The sequence below is a fragment of the Bacillus thuringiensis genome (assembly GCF_001455345.1).
GTDB classification, from domain to species: Bacteria; Bacillota; Bacilli; order Bacillales; family Bacillaceae_G; genus Bacillus_A; species Bacillus_A thuringiensis_N.
In genome coordinates, this window is sequence record NZ_CP013274.1 from 2,401,580 (window position 1) to 2,423,335 (window position 21,756).

Sequence of the window (21,756 nt, forward strand, 5' to 3'; positions counted from 1 at the left end):
AATGATTAAAATATTAGTAGTAGATGATCATGCTTTTTTACGGGATGCAATTCGGAGCATACTAGAGGATGAATCTGATATGAAAGTGGTTGGAGAAGCTAGCTGTGGGGATGAAGTATTGGGAAAAGTAGAAGAATGCGGACCAGATTGTATTTTGATGGATATTAACTTGCCAGGGAAAAATGGGATTGAAGCTACAGAGTTAGTGAAAAAAATTTATCCGAGTTGCCGCGTACTTGTGTTTACAATGTATGAACATGATGAGTATTTAATGGATGCACTTCAGGCCGGTGCTGATGGTTATTTATTGAAGGATTCCTCATCAGAGCAGGTAGTAGCAGCAATTCGAATGTTATATCGAGGCGATTCAGTTATTCATCCGCGTATGACTAAAAAATTAATTACATATCATCAGCAAAAAATGAAAGTAGAATCAAATGAAAATGAACTGACGGAACGTGAAAAGGAAATTCTCTTTGAACTAGTAAAAGGACTTAGTAATAAAGAAATTGCTGAAGTTTTATATATTAGTGATAAAACAGTTAAAATACACATCAATAAAATTTTTAAAAAACTAAATGTGAAAAGTAGATCGCAAGCAGTGATTTATGCAGTACGAAATCAATTGGTTCCGCTAGATTAAATAAGAAATCTATCAAAGAACTATCGTGTCGCTTTATTCTGTATTACAAAGAATAAAGGACAAGGTAGTTCTTTTGTACTATGTAGGCATAGAATCCTTAGGGAAAAGATACTCCTTTTGTTTAATTTTCAGAATAATCTAAATGTGGAATAATAAAAATAGAATTACATTTTAATCTTGTTAATAATTCATTTTGTGAAAATCTTTTATTGGGAATAAATGATGGGGGGCTCTGATAGAAAGAGTAAAGTGAGTGGTTAGCTATATGTGGTATGGGGATGGTAGTAGTGTTGGAAATCTTTCATGATACAAAAGATTAAGATTAATAGAGTTTCCAATGCTACATGAGAATTTAAGAATCAATTTGTTTCAAAAAATAATATTAATAATGGGGAGATGCAATATGAAACGAGGGAAATTTGGAAAGGTTCTTATTGGAACGTTAACAGTTGGAATGTTATTGTCTCAAGGGATTCCATATAACGTACTAGCGGAAGAGGTAAATACATCTACTTTAACTGGAATTGATGATGCAAATGCTATCTTAAAAGGCCTTACAAAGGAACAACGTAATGCCTTAAAAACGTTAGATACAAAACCAGGCTTTGTTATTTCGCCAGGTATCAATACAGCAAGTCCTAATAATGTGAATGTGATTATAGAATTTAAGCAAGCACCTAGCAAAATTGAGGTATTAAAACAAGCGGCTAAAGGGAAAAAGGTAGCTCTTTCAAATGCGGAACAAAAGGTAGAGGCATCACATAAAGGATTTAAAGCAGAGCTTGAACAGCTTCAAAAGAATAAAGAGAAAGGGACAAATGTAAAATCTGCAAAAATAACAAGAGAATATAAGAATGCTTTTAATGGTGTAGCGATTTCTTTACCAGCGAATATGATTGAAGACTTAGTTCGTACTGGTATCGTTAAGCGCGTATGGGAAGATCATGAGGTTAAAATTGATTTGCCGAAAGACACAGCTAAGACTGCTGTTGAACCGAAAATGGCAGATAGTGTACCGCAAATTGCTGTGGACAAGCTGCATGATGAAAAAATAACAGGTAAAGGAATTAAGGTAGGTGTACTGGACACGGGTATTGATTACAACCACCCGGATTTGAAAGATGCATATAAGGGATATCGTGCAAAGCAAGGTGAAGATCCAAGCAAAATAGATCCGAACTCAATAAAAGGATGGGACTTTGTTAATAATGATGCCGATCCAATGGAGACAACATATAAGGATTGGCAAAATTCTGGAGGATACCCTGAGATTTATGATGGAAGTGCATATTATACATCCCATGGTACGCATGTAGCTGGGACAATTGCTGCAGACAAACAGAATAGTGTAGATTATGCAGTGAAGGGCGTTGCTCCAGATGTAGATTTATATTCATATCGCGTACTAGGTCCGTATGGAAGTGGACAAACAAGCGGTATTCTTGCTGCGATTGATAAAGCAGTGAAAGACGATATGGATGTTATCAATTTATCACTAGGAGCGTCTATTAATGATCCTTTATATCCTACTTCTGTTGCAGTGAACAATGCGATGTTAGCTGGTGTTGTTACAGTAGTAGCAGCAGGTAATAGTGGTCCGGGAGAAGGTACCATTGGATCACCTAGTGCAGCAGCACTTCCAATTACAGTTGGAGCAAGTGACGCTGCAATGACTATCCCAACGTTCTCCGCCGATGTAGGTGATGTACATGTGGATAAGATGATGCTACTTGGAAAAAGCTTTACTGATAAGATTGAAGATTTGAAAGGGCAATCCTTATCGGTTGTATATGCAGGGCTTGGGAAATCAGGTGATTTTACAGGGAAAGATGTGAAAGGGAAGTTAGCTCTTATCCAACGCGGTGAGATTACATTTGATGAAAAAATTAAAAATGCTAAGGAAGCAGGCGCAAAAGCGGTAATCGTATACAACAATGTAGATGGTGAAATTACAAGTTATCTTGGGGAAAGTAATTCATCCATTCCATCGTTCCGCTTAACAAAAGTAGATGGTGAGAAATTACAAGTAAAAGCTGTACAAGGAGATGTGTCATTAGCGTTTGGAGAACTTAGTAATATAAAAACAGAGGGAGATCACTTGGCTGATTTCAGCTCCCGTGGTCCTGCAACTAAAACAGATGATATTAAGCCGGATATTGTAGCACCAGGTGTGTCTATTTTCTCAACTGTTCCTGAATATATTAATGATCCAAAAGATGGAGAAAATTATCCAGTAGCGTATGGACGTATGTCAGGTACATCTATGGCAACTCCTCATACTGCAGGGGTAGCGGCACTTATTTTACAAGAACATCCAAACTATAGTCCATTTGAAGTAAAAGAAGCACTTATGAATACCGCAGTTGACCTAAAAGAAGAGCGTTCTGTATTTGAGGTGGGCTCTGGACGAATTGATGCATATCGTGCAGTTCATGCAGATACATCTATCGAGGTTATCGATAAAACATCAAACGTTGTAGATGATGAAGAAGTAGAAATTGAAGAAAAAACAGGTTCTATTGCGTTTGGGTATAAAAATCAAATTGAAAATGGGCCTATTAAAGATAGTCGAAAAGTCTTAATTAAGAACAGCGGTAAAACTGATGGGAAAGAGTTTAAATTAGAAGTAGAGTTTTCACCTACAAGTGTAGGTGTGCAAGATGCAGCGAAGAATGGTGTGAAGCTAAATTTACCAGATTCTATTAAAGTAGCTCCTAGTACATCAGAGGAAATTAGCCCTGAAATTATCATTCCAGAAAACGCTGAATTTGGTAGATATGAGGGCTATATTCATATTTCAAATAAAAACAATGAAAAAGAAGTATATCAAGTACCATTTGCAGTTAAATTCACAGAAAAAGGGATTGCGTCTGTAGATTTACTGAGAGATGCAATGGCAACAGATGCATCTAAATTCCATCCGTTTATGGAGAGACCAAGTTCGCCTTTGACATTTAAACTAAATAGTCCTCTTGAAACTATTGATGCAGTTGTGAAGGACCGAAAGACAGGGAAGGCATTAGGAGTCGTTGGTACACTTGATGCAAGTAGTCTAACACCGAATCTTGAATATATGATGTTTTCTGGTATGGGAGGGTATGTACTTCCATTCACAGGAGATCCAGCTCATCCAATTGCGGATAAGCCTGTTATGTTGCCTGATGGAGATTACGAATTGAACTTCGTTGGATATGATAAAGAAGGAAAAGCGTATACAAAAGGCGATAGCATTATCATTGATAATGTAATACCTGAAATGAAATTTAAGGATGTACAACCTGGTATACACGAAGTCAATGATTCCATGTTTAAAGAAGAAGACGGCCAACGTGCATTATGGGTGCATGGTAACATTTATGATTCTACAGTAGATGCATTAAAGGCAAAAGGCTTGCAGTATGATCAAAAAGCGAATCAAATTGTATATTATCAAAATTCTGCCTTTCCATCAGGTTGGCTGAATACAATTCAAGCAAATGGTGATTTTAAATTTGGAGTACTTCCAGAGGAAATAAATGAGCCGTTAAATTTAAAATTATTTGGATATGATCTTGCAACTGCAGGGAATATGGCAACTGGATATAAAGATTACGTCTTTGTAAAGGAAGGGACAGAATACGCTGTTCCAAGTTATGACAAAGATAAAATCAAATTAGGAGAGAAAATTACGTTAACTTTGAATCTTAATAATGTAAAGCAGCTTATGTCAGGTACATTTGAAATTCCTTATTACAAGCAGCTATTTAAATTTACAGATGTGAAACCAAATCCAGCATTTGCGGAATATGTAAAACAACATGGACTGAACCTTAAATTAGAAGATCCGAAGATAAGTGAAGAAGGAGCTTGGGAAAACAAGGTGAAAGTTGGCGCATCATTGGAAGGAAAAGAATTTAAAGGATTAGATGGAGATACACCATTTTTAGATGTTACATTCGAGATGACGAACGATGAATATTTTAATGATTTAACTGCATTTGGAGTAGATAAGTTCTCTTATACAAAAGCTGGTGCATCAGAAGGAACTGAGATTCCTGCGTTTAAAGATAAATCTTTTGCTATTGTTTCGAAACATTCAACAGTTACAGGATATATTGGACCGGAAGCTTTCTTGAATGAAGAGGGGTATTTAGGTAAGAAAGACTATACAAAACTAGGAGCAAAAGTGTACGTAGTTGGCAAGGATGGAAAGAAATATACAGGAACGATTGGTGATAACGGGCAATTTGAAATTCATAGTGTCCCAGTAAGTGATAAAGAATATGATATTTTCGTAGAAATGCCAGGTCATTTAAATAGTAAATTAACAACAAAAATAGGGAAAATGCAGGATGGAGAATTAGTGGGACAAAACTTTAGAGCTGACATGGATGATAACCTTGCAGGTGATGTAAACGGCGATAAAATGGTAGATATTCAAGATGCTAGAATAGCAGCTTTATCGTATGGAAAAGGAAAAGTATCTGTAAAAGATGGAGATATAAATCAAGATGGTGTTATAGATGAAACAGATATTCGTTTTATTGAGAAAAACTTCTTGAAAAAGGGTCCAGATGCCAGAGAAAATCAGAAGCCGAAAGAAAATGTAGGGCCAGTGACGTTAGATAAAATCTTACGATCTATCGGTTTAGAACCAAAAAAATAAGTGGACAAACTTCTAGAGTAAATAAAGTAATCAGACAATGAATAGTAAATGAAATGAGATTGGCTAACAAATGACCGGTAATGATTGATGGTAATATTACCGGTCATTTTAAAAGTAATAGTTGTTTAGGCACAAGCAGTAACTAGTTTAAAGTTAGTTTGCTTTCGTTATGAGACAAGGTAGTTGTTTAATTATTATTGTTTGTGGGATGGAAATAAGGTTTGTAGTTTGAACTTTAAAAATAGGAGGACTTGTGAAATGGGTATGAAGAAAAAACTTGGTATGGGTGTCATAACTGCAGCGCTGGGCTTATCTTTAATTGGTGGGGGAACATATGCGTATTTTAGTGATAAGGAAGTATCACAAAACACGTTTGCAGCGGGTACTTTAGATTTGAGTGTGAATCCTGAAGTTGTTATTAATGTCGACAATCTGAAACCAGGTGATGAAATGGAGCGCGGTTTTCAATTAGTTAACAAAGGAACCTTAGCAATAGGAGATGTGAAACTCCTGACAGATTACAGTGTAATTGATGCGAAAGGCGATAATGGAAATGCTGATTTTGGTGATCATATCCGTGTAGATTTCTTGTGGAATTTGGATAAAAATGAGGTTCCAATTTGGTCTACTACATTATCTGAATTAAAGGTAGCTACGCAAAATGGAAGTATTCCTGATCTTGTACAAAAAGGTGTCGTAGACCGAGAAGGAAATGGACTTGCTCCTGGTGATGATGATACTTTCTATGTAATGTTCACATTTGTAGATAATGATGCAGAGCAAAATATATTTCAAGGAGATTCATTAAAATTAAATTGGACTTTTAATTCCATGCAAGCAAGTGGAGAAGAAAAATAAGTGTAATAATTTGTATACTCTATGTTTAAAACTGTAACAAGAAGCATAAGATGGCCGTTTTGATCAACTTGGCCAACTTATGCTTCTAATATGTATATAACAAAAATAACAACTAGCCCCTCGTAAGAGATGCTAGTTGATGTAAAATTCGTTATTGGAAGTCAATTTGTTTTATTTAGTTCTGTATCGTACAACGCCGAAATGTCATTCCAACCATAAGCTACATCATCTACTACTGTTTCTCCAAACGTGCTGGTTCTGCGAATATATTCCTTTCCACTCATTCGTTTATAAAAACCAAGTCCAGACTTATTTTGCTCCATGACCCATACCAACATAGAATGTATACCGCTTTCCTTAAAGTGACGAGCAACAGTTGAAAGAAGTTGTCTGCCTACACCGAAACCTCTACAATCCTGTAAAAGATATAGTGCATATAATTCACCAGTAAAATGTTTCTCCTCAATGCTTCTTCCTGATGCAAAGCCTACAATTTTTCCTTTATCATTCATGGCAACATATATAAAAGACTCATTCTCTTTATCCAAAAACTGATTCCAGCGTTTTTCAGCCTCTTCGTATGATAATTTATCGAGATATTGATCTGGCACTAATCCCCGATACGTAGTTTTCCATCCATCAACATAGACCTTTGCTACACTTTCTATATCCTGTTTACTTACTTTTCTAATCTTCAAATGAACCACCTTACCTAAAAAAGAAATTTATTAGAAATGATTATACCATTTCTTATTTTACTGATTACTCCATCATTACTAAAAAAGTAGTGTATATTCTATACATGATTGGTTAACATAACGTCTCAATATCAGAAGTTCTCCTTATCAACAATCCCCGACTAATTAATATTCGTGAAACATCCTATTCACCTACGTATGCAGTTTCTTATTCATTCTTTTATATCAGTAGTTAAAAGCAATCATTTTCTTTATTTCCTTTACTCCATATGTATAAAATTTCGCATAAACTAATGGCCAGCTTATGGGTAAAGTGACAAAAACGTATAGTATACAATTAATAGAACTGTTATAAAATTGAGGAGTTTATCGTAAGTGGTAAAGCTCCTCACAAATATATGGGTGAGAAAACTAATGAAGATTTCCTTTTTAAAATACATCGTTAAATATAGTTTACGATGTATTTTGATGTATGTTGGAGGGTATAGGAATATTAAACAATGGTCCTGCTTTTGAGATACCTTGAGGGGATTTTTCTCGTAATCTGGAAGAAAAACAGCTTTGAGAGGCGCTCAATTATAAACTATATTCATTGGCAAGGGAGAGAAAAGAAGTAAAAAATCATGAATGAAAAGGGGGGGATATATGATGTTACGACAAATGAATCTTTTGTATATGTGAAGTAGAAAAAGCGAAAGATCACCTGTAAAGGGCGGTTGAAAATCGGTCTTACTATTTATTTTTTAATGCTCTTTTTAAGAGTTCAATTATTTGTTCTAGCCATTCTATAGGAGTAAGGTTTAAAGCAGGAAAGTAAATTTCGGTATTATATATGATGAATTCTTCTTTTTCATGAACAGATAAATCACTTTGTAGGAATGCTGTAATGTCTTCAAGAGTATTCACTAAACATATATTAGTAACTCCAGTGATAAATTCGTTTATGGCAAATTCGAGTGATTCAATATCTTGATAAAAAGTTCCTGCTAAAAAATAACCTAATTCTTCATATTGTATGTATTTATCTTTCATGTAAACTCTCCTTTATCTTTCTTGATATCCTGTACTAGTAAAACTACCATTTTAGGAGAATCTATTTCTAAATGATCTATTTCCATCAATTTAATATTTTTGAAGTTTCCCAAAAACTAAAGTATTTACTAAAGTCTTTATAAGGAGATAAAAAGCTTTTTAATTCTTGACTAATATCTTCTAGATTTCCATATATATTATCTGCAGCTAAATTAATTTCCTCATTAAAATTATATAGCTGTTCATCTATATAATTGAATTCCTCACAGCAATTATTATGTATCAAATTATATATATGGTTTTATTTTCAATACATTTTCTTCATTTAGAATAAATTTATCCCATAACAGTCCCAGTATAATTTTTACAGGTAATTTTTGATCATACGTTCCTTTTATGTTCTTTAATCTAGATACAATATCAACTAACGTATCATTACTGGATAAAGAAACTTCTATAATCTCTATAGAAGGACTATCTAATGTTTCAATTGTATAATCAGCCCACTCGATTACTTCAGTTTTTGAAAATAAACCAATTTGTAACCCTATCCTCAAAACCTCAGCAATTACTTTTATATTAACCATATATATAACTCCTTAGGATTTTTAATAATTATACATCACAGTAACCTAAACCTCAAAAAGGGTATTGATATTTGGATTAAAATAAAAAACAAAGATAGAAATTCACCTGGAGAATAAATTATACTTTAAGTTGCGTAAGGATAATATTCGTTAAACAGGATAGTATAATTTATAATTTCAAGGAGAGGGAATATGGAAGAGAAATTGAGTTATCTAGTAAAGGAGGTTGCTATATGTATAACTGTAATCAATGTGGAACAGAAATGATTATGCAATTACAAGACAGATTTAGAGAATTTTGCCCAAGATGTGAAGGTCTTAGACCAAGTAGCTTAGTATACTATAATTTATATGAATTACTAGATTATATGGAAGCAAACAATTATATGAATAAAGAAAATATGTTACATAACTTTCTAAAATGGGAGTTTGAGCTAACGAAGGGAAATATATTTAAGTTATATTTAGATGTAGATAGATATGATACCCCTGATGATGAGGATCTTATAAAACAATTAGAGGTTTATATGAAGGGGATTCGATTAAAGTTAAATGTTAAATATGAGGATGACTATATCTGGATTAAGGTTAATTAGATGTGATTCTATATATAATGTGTTTTATTTTAATAACTTCGGAAGCAATGGAAGTTATTAAAATAAATCGTTCTAGATTAAATGTATTAGTTAAAGATGGACGGATTATTTCATTGAAACGGGTAAAAGATATGAATTTATTCTAGAAGTGTGATGCAGAACAATTAGAAAAAGAATTAGCAGTATCTAGAACAAGATAAAGCTAGTAAGGAGGGTATTTTATATCGAGTAAGAAAAAGTATCTAAGTATGATTCTTTAAGAGGCGAGGGTGGACCGTATATATTCCGTACATAAGTTCACAAATGGCAACGCAATTAATATATATTTCTATATTAAGAGCCACAAACCCTCGACGCACAACGTATTAAGGGTTATATATTTTGTGGGTCAAATACTTTTATTTGAAAGAAGAGTAATTCATCCACAAAACATTCACAAATGCTACTTCGATACCAAGGTCATTTTCATAGTTCTGATTTTGCTCTATGATAATTTCCTTCTCACCATCCACGTAAATACCATCAGCTGAATACTCATTATAACTAGTATTATTGAAAGATGAATTGTAATGAACAATTCCGTTCCGCACTTGATCTAAAGCTGTTACTGGAGATATGTTTTCATGTCCAATAAGAACAATTCCAATGTTGTTATCATGCACTTTGTTATTGGTAACTTCAAAAGAATCTACATTCCCATTCACAGCAATTGCTTCACTTAGTCTTAATTTCAAATTTGTTACTTCGTTATTTTCTACCAAAAGATGATTTAAATTATTTTGTATATGAGGTGAAGTATCAGAAGTAGGTGCGATGGAAGACAGTGCTACTAAATATGTCGTAGTTGAGTATCCATCACAAAATGGTGAGAAAGACGTTATTGACGTGTTCTTAACAAAGGGACAAGTATTTAAAACAGGTGAGAAAGTGAAAATAGATACGAAGTATGTAGGCTGGGGCGGCATTTCTATTAATTACAACACAGTGGATCACATCAAAAAAGTGCATGAGGTAAACAATAGCACTCAAAAGAATGATAATGTGTGGATTTGGTCTTAATTTGATTAGTAATATCAGAATCAAAAAAGTAAGACGTTCTTATGTTGTAAAAGCTATACTGAAATGAGTATGGATTATAATATTCATTTCAATTAAATAAAGGAGAGGAGTCTATTCTATGACTTCTCTCCTTTGCTTTATTCGAACTTTGTTGGAGTCTATTTATATGACCATATTTAAGCAAGAATAGCTTTTAAAATCGACACTTTGTTTGTAGTAAATAATACATAATTTTGTTTTACAGTTCTAATTAATATACGGTCAGTTGTCCCATATGCTGTTCCAATACGGATTGCAGTTGGTTCTTCAACTCCAGCATAGGTAGCATCTTCGGTAACCTCAAGCACATCACGTAATGGGATCGTAACCTCCGCCAATTGCCATGAAATAATTAACTCTTCTTTTGTTTTTTTTACATCAATACCTAGCATTATACCAAGAACTTTCTATAATAGAATGCTACACTTCTTATCTTATTATAAAAATTTTTAGATTATTTTTCTACATGTATGAATAGAACTGATATTTTAAGGGTGTAAAAAGAACAGGAAGATATACTATCAATCTATTAAGAAATACGTTATGAAGAAAAGTTCACAGGGAATTAATATGGATTTGATATGGTTGAAGTATGATGAACGAGTAACAGTAGGAGTTGCAGGAAGGAAATGAATGATGAGATTTAAATTAGTAGGAACCTTAACTTGTATAGTAGTAATGTTAGGTATTTTTATCATTTACACCAATATATCTATTGGTAAAGAACCATATAAGACAAACCATGAAACTAGTGAAAACTCCATAAATAATGAAAAAAATAGAAAGCAAAATGGGACTTCAAGTAAGATAGCAAGCTCCTTTGCTAGTATACAGGCTGTAGTAAATAAGGAATATGGTTTACCCGAAAACTATAAGCCAGAGGATTTAGTTGTACCAAATGTACCCTTCTCATATAGTGGGACGGTAGAAAAGAGTCACCTTCGTAAAGAGGCAGCGGCAGCGTTAGAAAAACTATTCTTTTTAGCTAAGCAAGATGGTATACAGTTGAATGCTGTGTCAGGATTTCGTTCCTATGAGTATCAAAAAGGCCTGTATGCCAACAATGTTAAAAAGAATGGGCAAGAGCATACGGATCGCTTCTCTGCAAAGCCTGGACATAGTGAACATCAAACGGGATTAACGATGGATGTTTCTTCTAAAAGTGCAAATAATGAGCTAGAGCTAACTTTTGCGAATACGAAAGAAGGAAAATGGCTGAAAGAAAATGCGCATCGTGCAGGTTTTATTATTCGTTATCCAAAAGGTAAAGAGAGTATTACTGGATATGCTTATGAACCGTGGCATATTCGCTATGTAGGAGATATTGCTGAAAGTATATATAAGAAAAAACTGACTTTAGAAGAATATATGAATCTGTGAAAATAGAATTAAAGAATTAAATTTGCTAGCGATAGCAGTAAGAGTGTAAAAGATAGGGGTATGAAACAAGGTATTTCTTAATACTCTTAAAGGGTATGCCATGGGATTGTAAACGATACTACTATTTTAGAGATGAAAGATGGCGAGTAATATCTTTACAGTAATTTGAGAGGTAGGATCTTGCGTCAGGTGCAGAATGATAAGTATTAGGTTAATATATGATGGAAATCAGAAAGCAACGAAAAAGAATATAAAGATTACGTATTCGGTTTTTTACTAAATAACAGGGCATCATTCTAATTAGAATAATGCCCTGTTATTTTTAGCATAATCTATTGAATTACTTTTTCAATTTTAGGCATTACAGCAATTGGTGGTAAAGATTTGGTCCATGCAGCAGCATAAACATTTAACTGTTCACCTATAGTGTAATTTTCACCATCTGAAATAGGAACCCTTAAAATCTTATTTTGATTTACTAACTCCCACCAATCATTTTGGTAAGCTAGTGCTTCATCTTTTGTAGATGTAGAAGCAACCACTAAATAATTATTTTCTACTGAAATGACATATCCAGTAAAAGGATCTTGTTCTTGTTTATGAATAGAATAAATAGGTGCAGTGCTTACAGACGTCTGATTAGAATCTGCAAATGCCGGTGTTAATCCGAAAGTAAATCCACATCCTAATGTTAAAGCTGTTACGGTTGTTACTAATTTTTGTTTTTTTGTAAACATAATACATATCCCCCTTATATTTTATCCCTACACTAGCAATTTTCTAGTTCTATCATATAAAACCTTTTAATATTAAGATGTTTAGCAGTTCTGTCACATATAATCCATAAATGTTAACATTATCCTTTAATGGAAGTGGATTTGTGTTATAATTCACTAGGTGAAATATTATTATTACATTCATCCCCTGATGAATGTATACCCTTCCTTAATTGTAAATATGTTTGATTTTATTGGTGAAGAGGGAGGAAATCCCTCTTCTTTTTTTGTTCCTTCTAAAGTTCGAAGGTGCCTTGAGTAATAAAATTTGATTTTTTTAACGAATTCCCCGAAAGAATTCTCTTTCCTCAAGCGTGTGCAGGGCGTAGACCAACGGTAGGTGGGAGATGAATTTCTGTTTGGCGTAGTCAAAAGGTTTTGCATTTTATCATTTTAGCCAAGAAGACTCCTTCCTCAAGGAACGCGAAGTGAGTAGGTGGGAGATGAATTGGCTTCGGACAAGGGAGGGCAGGAAGCCATCTTAATTGTTCGACATAAACAAACTGTTATTACACTATCTATCGAATGTATGTTTGTTGTACAATAGACATATATCCAAAAGGAGGTGAATTAAATGATGATTAATAAAGCCTATAAGTTTCGTATCTATCCAAATAAAGTACAAGCAATTCTAATCAACAAAACGATTGGTTGTTCTCGCTTTGTATTCAATCATTTCCTATCCTTATGGGATCATGCATACAAAGAGACTGGAAAAGGCTTGACCTATGGTACATGCTCTGCCAAACTACCTGCCATGAAGAAAGAGTTTGTTTGGCTAAAAGAAGTGGATAGTATTGCGATTCAGTCGTCTGTTCGCAACCTTGCGGATGCCTATACACGTTTTTTCAAAAAACAAAACAGCGCCCCGCGCTTTAAATCTAAGAAAAACAACGTGCAATCTTATACCACAAAACAAACAAATGAAAACATTGCTGTTATAGAAAACAAAATTAAATTGCCAAAACTAGGACTTGTTCGATTTGCCAAAAGTCGTGAAGTAAAGGGACGTATTGTAAATGCTACAGTTAGACGGAACCCTTCTGGTAGATATTTTGTGTCATTGTTAGTTGAAACAGAAGTACAAGAACTTCCGAAAACACATTCTTACATTGGAATAGATGTAGGACTAAAAGATTTCGTCATTTTGTCAGATGGAACAACCTATAAAAATCCGAAGTTTTTTCGGTCATTAGAAGAGAAGTTGGCGAAGGCGCAGCGTGTTCTTTCTAGAAGAATAAAAGGATCTTCTCGCTGGAATAAACAGCGGGTAAAGGTAGCTAGAATCCATGAATACATGACAAACGCTAGAAAAGATTACTTGGGCAAAATCTCGACTGAAATCATCAAAAACCACGATGTTATTGGTATAGAGGATTTGCAAGTATCGAATATGTTAAAGAATCATAAGTTAGCAAAAGCAATTAGTGAGGTATCATGGTCTCAGTTTCGAACTATGTTGGAATATAAGGCAAAATGGTACGGCAAACAAATCATTGTCGTATCGAAAACATTTGCTTCAAGCCAATTATGTTCTTGTTGTGGATATCAAAACAAAGACGTTAAAAATCTAAACTTACGTAAATGGGACTGCCCTTCTTGTCTTACACACCATGATAGAGATATTAACGCAAGTATCAATCTAAAGAATGAAGCGATAAGGCTTCTAACCGCAAGGACTGCGGGGTTAGCCTAATCAATTAGAGTTCGATAGAACTCTTTACTTAGGAATCCCCCACTTCTAAACGAAGTGAAAGTGGGGGTAGTTCAAAGAATGTTGAACATTAGTTTGTTTTTTCAACAATAGGAGAAATAGCTTTCACAGGAACACCAGCAAGTAAAATAGGGCTAAACTCAAAAGATGCAGCATAAACGTTCACCGTATCACCGATTACAATATCTTGTAATACTTCGGTTGAAGTTTCAACTTCATAAGTTATGTTGTTACTTGAAACTAAGATTGAATTATCAGATTTCCCTGTAACATTTCCTTTGATTTTTTTGTATTGATTCTCTAAAATATTTTGTTCATTTCCTTTTTGAATAATCGCGTTTCTTGCCTCGTAAGGTAAGTCCATTAGAAGAATAGGGGCCATTTCAAATGCTTGAGCATAAACATTTACTGTATCGCCTATCTGAATGTTTGGTAATACTTTTGGATTAACATGGGCACGAATGGTTTGATTTTCACTTGAAATTTCTAAGCTATCTTCGGATTTTTTTGTCACTGTACCAGAACGTTTTTTTAGTTGTGCTAAGAGTTTTTGTTCTTTATCTTTACTCATTACATGGTTTTCTTGTTGTTTGTTAGATTCTTCGTTTATTTTAGAAATAGAACTTACATCAGTGTAAAATACAGTTTGTCCATAGATTTTTTGATGTTTCCATTGATCTTTGTTAGCAACTTTAACTTTGTCACCGTTTTTAAAGTTAGAGTTACTACCATTCGGGAAGTCTATAGTCACTTCTTGATTATTTCCATTAGCATCTTTATATGCAACAGTCACATAATAAGGATCTGCATCATTTATTACCCCAATTACATGGTTTTCTTGTTGTTTGTTAGATTCGTCATTTACTTTAGAAATAGAATTCACATCAGTGTAAAATACAGTTTGTCCATAGATTTTTTGATGTTTCCATTGATTTTTGTTAGCAACTTTAACTTTGTCACCTTTTTTAAGGTTAGAGTTACTACCATTTGGGAAGTCTATAGTCACTTCTTGACTATTTCCATTAGCATCTTTATATGCAACAGTCACATAATAAGGGTCTGCATCATTTATTACACCAACTACAGCATTTTCTTCTACTTTTGTTTGTTTGTGGATTTGATCAGATTTTGCAATAAATTGTGCAGCTTCTGCACGGGTAATCGCTCTATTAGGGGACCAGCTATTTCCGTCTTCAGTGCCCTTAGAAATTTCTGTTTGTATTAAAATATTTGCATATCTTTCTCCCCAATGCCCTTTTAAATCCTCAAATGTAGTTACACTATTTTTAGTAACTTTATTTTCTAATTTATAAGCATTTGCCACCATTGAAGCCATGGATGCACGATTAATCAAACCTGTTGGAAGGAAGTTACCATTTCCATCTCCTTTAATAACACCTGCTTTTTCAACAGCTGCAATGTAAGGTGCTGCCCAGTGGTTTTGAGCATCTCGGAAAGATGGTTTAGCATTCTTATTAATTTCTAATCCAAGCATTATAGCCATTATTTTGGCAGCTGAACCGCGGTCAATTGTTTCAGCAGGAGCAAAAGTACCATCGGGTTTTCCGTGTAATGCGCCTTTTTCAACTAGGTAATTTACAGAAGGGCTTGCCCAATTTGGGACATCTGGAAATTTATGAGTATTTGCAAATGCACTAGATGAGTAGGATAGTAGACTTCCAGCAAGAATTCCTGTAGCAATTAATTTGTATTTCAAAATGTAACACTCCTAAAAAATATTATAGCTTGGTAAATCAATCATTTATAGTGAATCTTATAAGTAATATGAATTAGTTTAAATAATAGAGTAGGTTGGCAATTTCGCTATATTACAGGTGAATAATAATTAGTTAATTTAAATTATTATTTCGAAAAAAATCTATAGGCATACACTTATAATAAGGGGCTATTTGATATATTTACCAAGCTTGTGTAACCAGTATAGTTACTTATATATATGAGTGTCAATTAAAAAAGAATTACATTTTTGTAAGATAACCATGTTAATAACATAGTAAGTAATTATTATATAAGGTGAATAATTAATCATTATAATAACTATAAGGATAAATAAATTTGTTTTTAATCCTATGTAATGAGAGGGCTCTCTAGATTAAATAATTTAGATTTATATGTAGGGTATTTTTGTACATCCCCTGAAAAAGGCGAATAAGAAGTACGCTCTTAAAATTTCTAACGAAGTACTTCGTATATACTATTTACTGTATTTTAGATAGTAACTTTGATTGCAGTAATTCTTGAATAAATGCATCCATGTCAACAAACTTTTGTTGTTTATTAAACTTAAATTGCCATAAAGATTAATAAGTTGCCATGCAAACGGAAATGTTTGTTTTAATTTATCTCTAAATATTGGCTATTTTCTTTCCTGTAAGTTAGCAAATTAGTAAAAATATAGGAATTATAATAAATGATACGATTCGCTAATAAACAGTACAATCAACCAGATAGGTGGATTATTATCATTTTTAGCTTATTATAAACATAAAAAAATTTACTTCGTGTAAAAGTTACTTGCTATATTATTAACCTTATTACCTTACAAAAGTGTAATAATCTTTTTGTTGACGTTCTTTAAAAGTTGTAACTATAATGATTACATTATGATTGATAATGGAAATCATTTGGTGAAATGTATATACCAATTCAAAAAGTCTTGTAATATGTTGCAAGGCTTTTTTGAATTAGTTACTTTAAAACATTATCTTCTGTTTCATTTTTATTAGCTGCTTGCAAAAATGTCATATTTCTGTCGTGGACACTCATTCCTATAAGTAACTATAATTGCTCCATCAATTGGGTATATGTTACATTTATATAATTTCTCAGAGATACATGTTTATATAATGATTGTCCTGTTTATATTCTTTTGACTGGAAAGTCTATACATACACTTAATTTCGTGAAATTTTTTTATAGAGATATAAAAACTTTTTTTGTTGATAATATTTAATGTATCTACTCAGTATAAGCCTTTCTGTATTTTATTAATTTTGGAATCATGATGTTAGCATTTTAGCATTGTCCAATCCATTTGGAAGCATGCTAGAGTACTAGAAATATTTGTGGCTTTTTATGAGAAAAAGGATGCAGAGAAATATGGTGATTTATCATTTTCCGACAGAAAATTCCTTTCGTTTCATACGGTTAGAAACATTTTTATAATTCCTGTTCTATAATTGTTGAATATTAACAGGTGTAATTTGAGGTTGCTTTATTTTGAAAGAAATCTTTTGAAATGGTCATAATAGAAATAATAATTAGAAACAAATTTAATAAAAAATGATGAAAGACTTAAGAAGGTGAATATATTGAGTAAACATTCACATGTGCAATTTTATGTATTGATATTGGCTCTAATAGCTTATTTAAGCTTTTGCTTTATATTTTTATTTGTTTTTCCGAATCAGTATTTTGTATCAGATTTTAATATACGACTCTCATCTTTAGTTGTTGAAACTATTGTACTTATTTCATTACTCTATTCTATAGTATCCAGAAAAGTTAAGTTAGGATTGTTTTGGGCTTGTATTACTATTGCAATAGGGTGTTTCTTGATAGGAAATTTTATATCTGCTTTTCAAGTACTTAATATAGAATTACCAATACAAAATTTTAATATCTCTGATGTATTTTTGTTGTTTTTCTTATTCTTCTTTCTCTTTGCGTTCTTTTATAAAATCATGATGGAATGTAACAAATGGGAGAAAGCGTATTTGATTTGTGATTTATGTATTGTTGTTACTGCTATTTTCACCTTAGAGTGGTACCTATTTAATAAACCTTCTGCAAATATTTTATTCTTATCAATTGGAGATGTTTTTCTTTCATTTATTTTCCCGATTATAGATCTATTGCTTCTTTTACTAGGAGTTAGCCTTATCTTTCGACCAGCAATTTTTAATGCGAAAAGTAAATTGTTTATTTTCATCTTAGTATTAACTGGATTGTCTATTACGGACTATTTATATTTCTATTTACAAGATGATTTATCACATCGTTCACTCATATTATTAAGGTGTTTGTATAGAGTTTTTCTATTATTTATTGCCATTGCCGCTACTATCCCAAGGAGTGCATCTTCTAGAAGAAATTATTTTATTATTAATCCGACATTTGGAAAGAAACTTCTTGTCATATTTCCTTATCTTGCAGTTGCAATCTTAATTGGTTTTACTTTAAAAGAGCAAACTTCTTCAGCTACACTGATTACGGGCAATTGTATTGCCTTTGTATTTGTACTGATTCGTCATACAATTGTACGAATGCAAAACAAAGATTTAACTGAAACATTAAAAGTGTTTAATAATCAATTAGAGCAAAAAGTATCTCAAAGAACAGCGGATTTAATAAAAAAATCTAATGATTTGGTGAAAAATCAAGAGAGGTTTAAGTCCTTATATGAGTACCATCCAGATCCTATTTTAACGATTGATTCAAATGGTACCGTTTTAAATATAAACCAGTCTGGAAGTATATTATTAGGGAAAGACAGTGCTGCATTAATAGGGAAAAAGTGCTTCTCTATTTTTTTAGATGAAGATAAATCTGAATTGGAATCGGCTATAAAGAAAGGGAAACGATGTAGTTCATCTTCGTTACAGTTACGTGTGAAAAATAACAATGAGAAGGATATACTTTTTTGGTATGTCACTATAGTTCCTATTATGATAGAAGGACAAGCCTTTGGGAGCTATGTAATGGTAAAAGACATAACGAGGATGAAACAACAACAGGAAGAGATAAATTATCTTGCATTCCATGATACGGTGACGGAGATTGGAAATCGTATATTCTTTCAACAAGAATTAGATAGATCCATTAAGCGTGCACAAAAAACAAAGGATAAGTTTGGCCTCTTGTATATAGATTTAAACCGTTTTAAGACTATTAATGATACACTGGGTCATTCGATTGGTGACAGGGTTTTAAAAGAAGTTGCTAAACGTTTTAGGACATGTCTGTCACCGCCTATTCCTCTAGCAAGAATAGGTGGAGATGAGTTTGCAATCATTGTCCATAACCACACGGAACAACAGCTATTGGATTTGTGTAAAAATCTATTTCGTATAACTGATGAACCATTTGTAGTAAATCATCATAGTTTTTACTTATCTCTTAGTATAGGAATAGCAGTGTATCCGTTTGGAGGAATAAATACTACTACACTTTTACAACACGCTGATATCGCTATGTATAGTGCAAAGGAAAAAGGTAACAATGCTGTTTGTATGTATGACGAGGCATTATCTCAAAAAGTAACTCGTCGATTACGATTAGAACAAGATTTACCAAATGCAATTGAAAATAATGAATTGTTTTTATTGTATCAACCACAAATTGATAGTAAGGCAGGTAAGGTTATTGGTGCAGAGGCTTTAATACGTTGGCAACATCCAGAGCTTGGGCTGATTTCTCCTTTTGAGTTTATACCTATAGCAGAAGAAACGTCGCAGATTATTTCAATTGGGAAGTGGACGTTACAGAAAGCGTGTCGACAACTGAAAGAATGGCATTCTGCGGGCTTTTCAAATCTAAAGATGGGGATAAATTTATCAGCTATAGAGTTTGAACAGAAAGATTTTATTCAAAAGATTATTTCTACCATAGAAGAAATAGGAGTACCAGCTAACTTGATTGATTTGGAATTAACAGAGCGAATTGCCATGGTAGATGAGAAAGAAACTTTATCGAAGTTAAAAGCCTTGAAATCATATGGTGTACATTTATCAATTGATGATTTTGGTACAGGATATTCTTCATTAGCGTATCTACCCTTGTATCCAATTGATACTTTGAAAATTCCAAGAGAATTTGTGAATAGAATTGGAACTTCAAATGATGGAGATGAAATTATTCAAACAATTATTTCGTTAGCCCATACTTTAAATATGAAAGTAATAGCAGAAGGGGTAGAAACGAAGGAGCAATTAACAGTGTTACAACAAAATGCATGTTATCTAATTCAAGGTTATTACTACAGTAAGCCTGTAAATGAAGATGAATTTATTAATTTTTTAAATACGACACAAAATAAATAAGTCCCAAAAAATATATGAATTAAAGTGAGAAGACGTTCTACTCATATGGAGTAGAACGTTTTTCTTATGTTTACTTTCAGAAGGTATGCAGTTAAGTTTCTGTTTTTGAGAGTAAATTTATTATCCATATTCTCATTATTAGATTTGTTTTGAACTACACGCTTATTTAAGTGAATAAAAGTTAGAATAATTAAGGGAAAGGATAATTTTGTTCTTAATTAACATAATTTTCAAAAATAAAATCTGCGGATGTTAAGATTTGTTATATAATATAGTTGTCAAAGTACTACCCCTGTAGTTTCTATGATGAATCGGTAAGATAGTTTGTTTGTCCCATATATTCACGTGATATAAAAAAACTTGTAGAGATTCCTGCAAGTTCTTTTTTTAAGGATTAAATGTGAATCTGAAATAAAGTAACGAGTTTTTGAGGGGAGAAAAGTAAATGTTTATAAAAGCAGAAAGATTACTAATACGAAAATTTGAATTCAAGGATTGGGAAGCTGTTCATGAGTATACATCAGATAGCGATGTTATGAAATACATACCTGAAGGGGTTTTTACTGAAGAAGATACAAGAAACTTTGTAAATAAAAATATGGGTGAAAATGCTAAGAACTTTCCTGTGATACTAATAGGTGAAAATATCCTGATTGGTCATATTGTTTTTCATAAATATTTTGGTGAACATACTTATGAGATTGGGTGGGTATTCAATCCTAAATATTTCAATAAAGGATATGCTTCTGAAGCAGCACAAGCTACATTGAAATATGGGTTTAAGGAAATGAAATTACATAGAATTATAGCTACATGTCAGCCAGAAAATACCCCATCATATCGAGTGATGGAGAAAATTGGAATGAGGAGAGAAGGCTATTTCAAGAAGTGTATCCCTCATGGAAATGAATGGTGGGATGAATATTATTACGCTATTTTAGAAGAAGAGTAGTGTCTCAGAACGTATTATTAAAATCAAAATCATAATTAAAATTGTGCTATCATTTTTTGAGAATTGCTTGGTCTATAAAATAATTAAAATGTGGGTGGTGCTCTATGCCTATCACGCTAACATTATACAAGTTTAATTTATCGAATGGATAAAGCAGATACTCGAGTTATCATTTTAGAAGGAAATGGGTTTGGGTTTTCAAGTGGATTTGACTCATCTGAAGATATAAAACGCCTTCCTAACGATTATACAGGTGGAATTTGGACAAATCGCATTGATAAAATAGCACCTATATTTAAGAAATAAGGGATAATATAACAGTGGAAGTTTTTTTATCTGTTTAACCGTTTATCTATTTAAAAGAAGACTCATTAATAATTTTAAAGGTTTATATACCGATAAACACCCCTGATTTCCATTATTCATAGGAAATCAGGGGTGTTTTTTGGATGAATGGAACTTATTTTACTTATATTCAAACAGCAGTACGACAGCGATTAAATAATTACTCGCAAGATGTAAAAAATGGGCTTAATCCTCATAAATAAATAACTGTAGAAAAGTAAATTTTTTATTTGGGGGTACTTTCAAAATTTTAGGGTGATGGGCATGTGAAGGTACCTCTAGAAGGAATTCATATCTTAATATTTATACAAAAAATCCGGAAATAATTGTATATTAAATTTTGCAATTATATCTCTTATATCACTCATAT

The 21,756-nt window shown here is 32.7% G+C and carries 13 protein-coding genes and 4 pseudogenes; 10 read left to right on the forward strand and 7 right to left on the reverse strand.

Translation table 11 applies throughout. The annotated features are described in order from the left end of the window. Position 1: 1 nt before the first annotated feature. From ATN06_RS12505 to ATN06_RS12515, 3 genes are all read left to right on the forward strand, one after another. On the forward strand, positions 2 to 643 hold the full coding sequence (locus tag ATN06_RS12505; RefSeq protein ID WP_060630894.1) for a response regulator: 642 nt from the start codon (positions 2 to 4) through the stop codon (positions 641 to 643). Positions 644 to 1,046: 403 nt separating this feature from the next. Then, positions 1,047 to 5,288, forward strand: coding sequence for a S8 family serine peptidase (locus ATN06_RS12510; protein ID WP_060630895.1), 4,242 nt, complete (start codon positions 1,047 to 1,049; stop codon positions 5,286 to 5,288). Between the two features lie 258 nt (positions 5,289 to 5,546). Next, positions 5,547 to 6,146, forward strand: coding sequence for a TasA family protein (locus tag ATN06_RS12515; protein ID WP_060630896.1), 600 nt, complete (start codon positions 5,547 to 5,549; stop codon positions 6,144 to 6,146). A 161-nt stretch (positions 6,147 to 6,307) separates the two neighbouring features. Here the strand turns inward: ATN06_RS12515 and ATN06_RS12520 are convergent, their stop codons facing one another. The 3 genes and pseudogenes from ATN06_RS12520 to ATN06_RS12530 all read right to left on the reverse strand — a co-directional run bounded on the left by ATN06_RS12520 (position 6,308) and on the right by ATN06_RS12530 (position 8,463). After that, positions 6,308 to 6,853, reverse strand: coding sequence for a GNAT family N-acetyltransferase (locus ATN06_RS12520; protein ID WP_234415832.1), 546 nt, complete (start codon positions 6,851 to 6,853; stop codon positions 6,308 to 6,310). 723 nt (positions 6,854 to 7,576) lie between these two features. Next, positions 7,577 to 7,876, reverse strand: a complete 300-nt coding sequence (locus ATN06_RS12525) for a contact-dependent growth inhibition system immunity protein (protein WP_060630898.1) — start codon at positions 7,874 to 7,876, stop codon at positions 7,577 to 7,579. A gap of 85 nt (positions 7,877 to 7,961) precedes the next feature. Beyond that, a pseudogene (locus ATN06_RS12530) lies at positions 7,962 to 8,463 on the reverse strand (hypothetical protein). A 233-nt stretch (positions 8,464 to 8,696) separates the two neighbouring features. On the opposite strand from ATN06_RS12530, the gene ATN06_RS12535 reads away from it, so the two are divergent. Beyond that, positions 8,697 to 9,059 (forward strand): hypothetical protein, encoded by a 363-nt coding sequence (locus ATN06_RS12535; RefSeq protein WP_060630899.1) that lies wholly within the window; start codon positions 8,697 to 8,699, stop codon positions 9,057 to 9,059. A 440-nt stretch (positions 9,060 to 9,499) separates the two neighbouring features. Here the strand turns inward: ATN06_RS12535 and ATN06_RS12540 are convergent. After that, positions 9,500 to 9,856: pseudogene (locus tag ATN06_RS12540) on the reverse strand (DUF5123 domain-containing protein); the annotation flags it as partial. On the opposite strand from ATN06_RS12540, the pseudogene ATN06_RS12545 reads away from it, so the two are divergent. After that, positions 9,849 to 10,118: pseudogene (locus tag ATN06_RS12545) on the forward strand (hypothetical protein); the annotation flags it as partial. The pseudogenes ATN06_RS12540 and ATN06_RS12545 sit on opposite strands and share 8 nt — an antisense overlap. A 176-nt stretch (positions 10,119 to 10,294) precedes the next feature. Here the strand turns inward: ATN06_RS12545 and ATN06_RS12550 are convergent. After that, positions 10,295 to 10,549, reverse strand: a complete 255-nt coding sequence (locus tag ATN06_RS12550; protein WP_060630901.1) for a SunI/YnzG family protein — start codon at positions 10,547 to 10,549, stop codon at positions 10,295 to 10,297. Positions 10,550 to 10,793: 244 nt separating this feature from the next. Between ATN06_RS12550 and ATN06_RS12555 the strand changes: the two genes are divergently transcribed. After that, on the forward strand, positions 10,794 to 11,537 hold the full coding sequence (locus ATN06_RS12555) for a M15 family metallopeptidase (RefSeq protein WP_060633137.1): 744 nt from the start codon (positions 10,794 to 10,796) through the stop codon (positions 11,535 to 11,537). Positions 11,538 to 11,869: 332 nt separating this feature from the next. Here ATN06_RS12555 and ATN06_RS12560 read toward each other — a convergent pair whose 3' ends face one another. Continuing rightward, a complete protein-coding gene (locus ATN06_RS12560; protein WP_060630902.1) occupies positions 11,870 to 12,274 on the reverse strand; it encodes a DUF3221 domain-containing protein in 405 nt (134 codons plus the stop codon). Positions 12,275 to 12,887: 613 nt separating this feature from the next. Here ATN06_RS12560 and tnpB point away from each other — a divergent pair. After that, on the forward strand, positions 12,888 to 14,009 hold the full coding sequence (tnpB, locus tag ATN06_RS12570; protein WP_060630903.1) for an IS200/IS605 family element RNA-guided endonuclease TnpB: 1,122 nt from the start codon (positions 12,888 to 12,890) through the stop codon (positions 14,007 to 14,009). 88 nt (positions 14,010 to 14,097) lie between these two features. Here the strand turns inward: tnpB and ATN06_RS12575 are convergent, their stop codons facing one another. After that, positions 14,098 to 15,744, reverse strand: a complete 1,647-nt coding sequence (locus ATN06_RS12575; RefSeq protein ID WP_060630904.1) for an S-layer homology domain-containing protein — start codon at positions 15,742 to 15,744, stop codon at positions 14,098 to 14,100. Between the two features lie 1,615 nt (positions 15,745 to 17,359). Between ATN06_RS12575 and ATN06_RS12580 the strand changes: the two genes are divergently transcribed. The 3 genes and pseudogenes from ATN06_RS12580 to ATN06_RS28385 form a co-directional block, all read left to right on the forward strand. Beyond that, the gene (locus tag ATN06_RS12580) at positions 17,360 to 20,089 is read left to right on the forward strand and encodes a sensor domain-containing protein (RefSeq protein ID WP_060630905.1); all 2,730 of its coding nucleotides are present in this window, start codon (positions 17,360 to 17,362) and stop codon (positions 20,087 to 20,089) included. 445 nt (positions 20,090 to 20,534) lie between these two features. Continuing rightward, positions 20,535 to 21,041 (forward strand): GNAT family N-acetyltransferase, encoded by a 507-nt coding sequence (locus ATN06_RS12585; protein WP_060630906.1) that lies wholly within the window; start codon positions 20,535 to 20,537, stop codon positions 21,039 to 21,041. Positions 21,042 to 21,182: 141 nt separating this feature from the next. Next, positions 21,183 to 21,347 (forward strand): annotated as a pseudogene (locus ATN06_RS28385) (glycerophosphodiester phosphodiesterase); the annotation flags it as partial. Positions 21,348 to 21,756 lie beyond the last annotated feature (409 nt).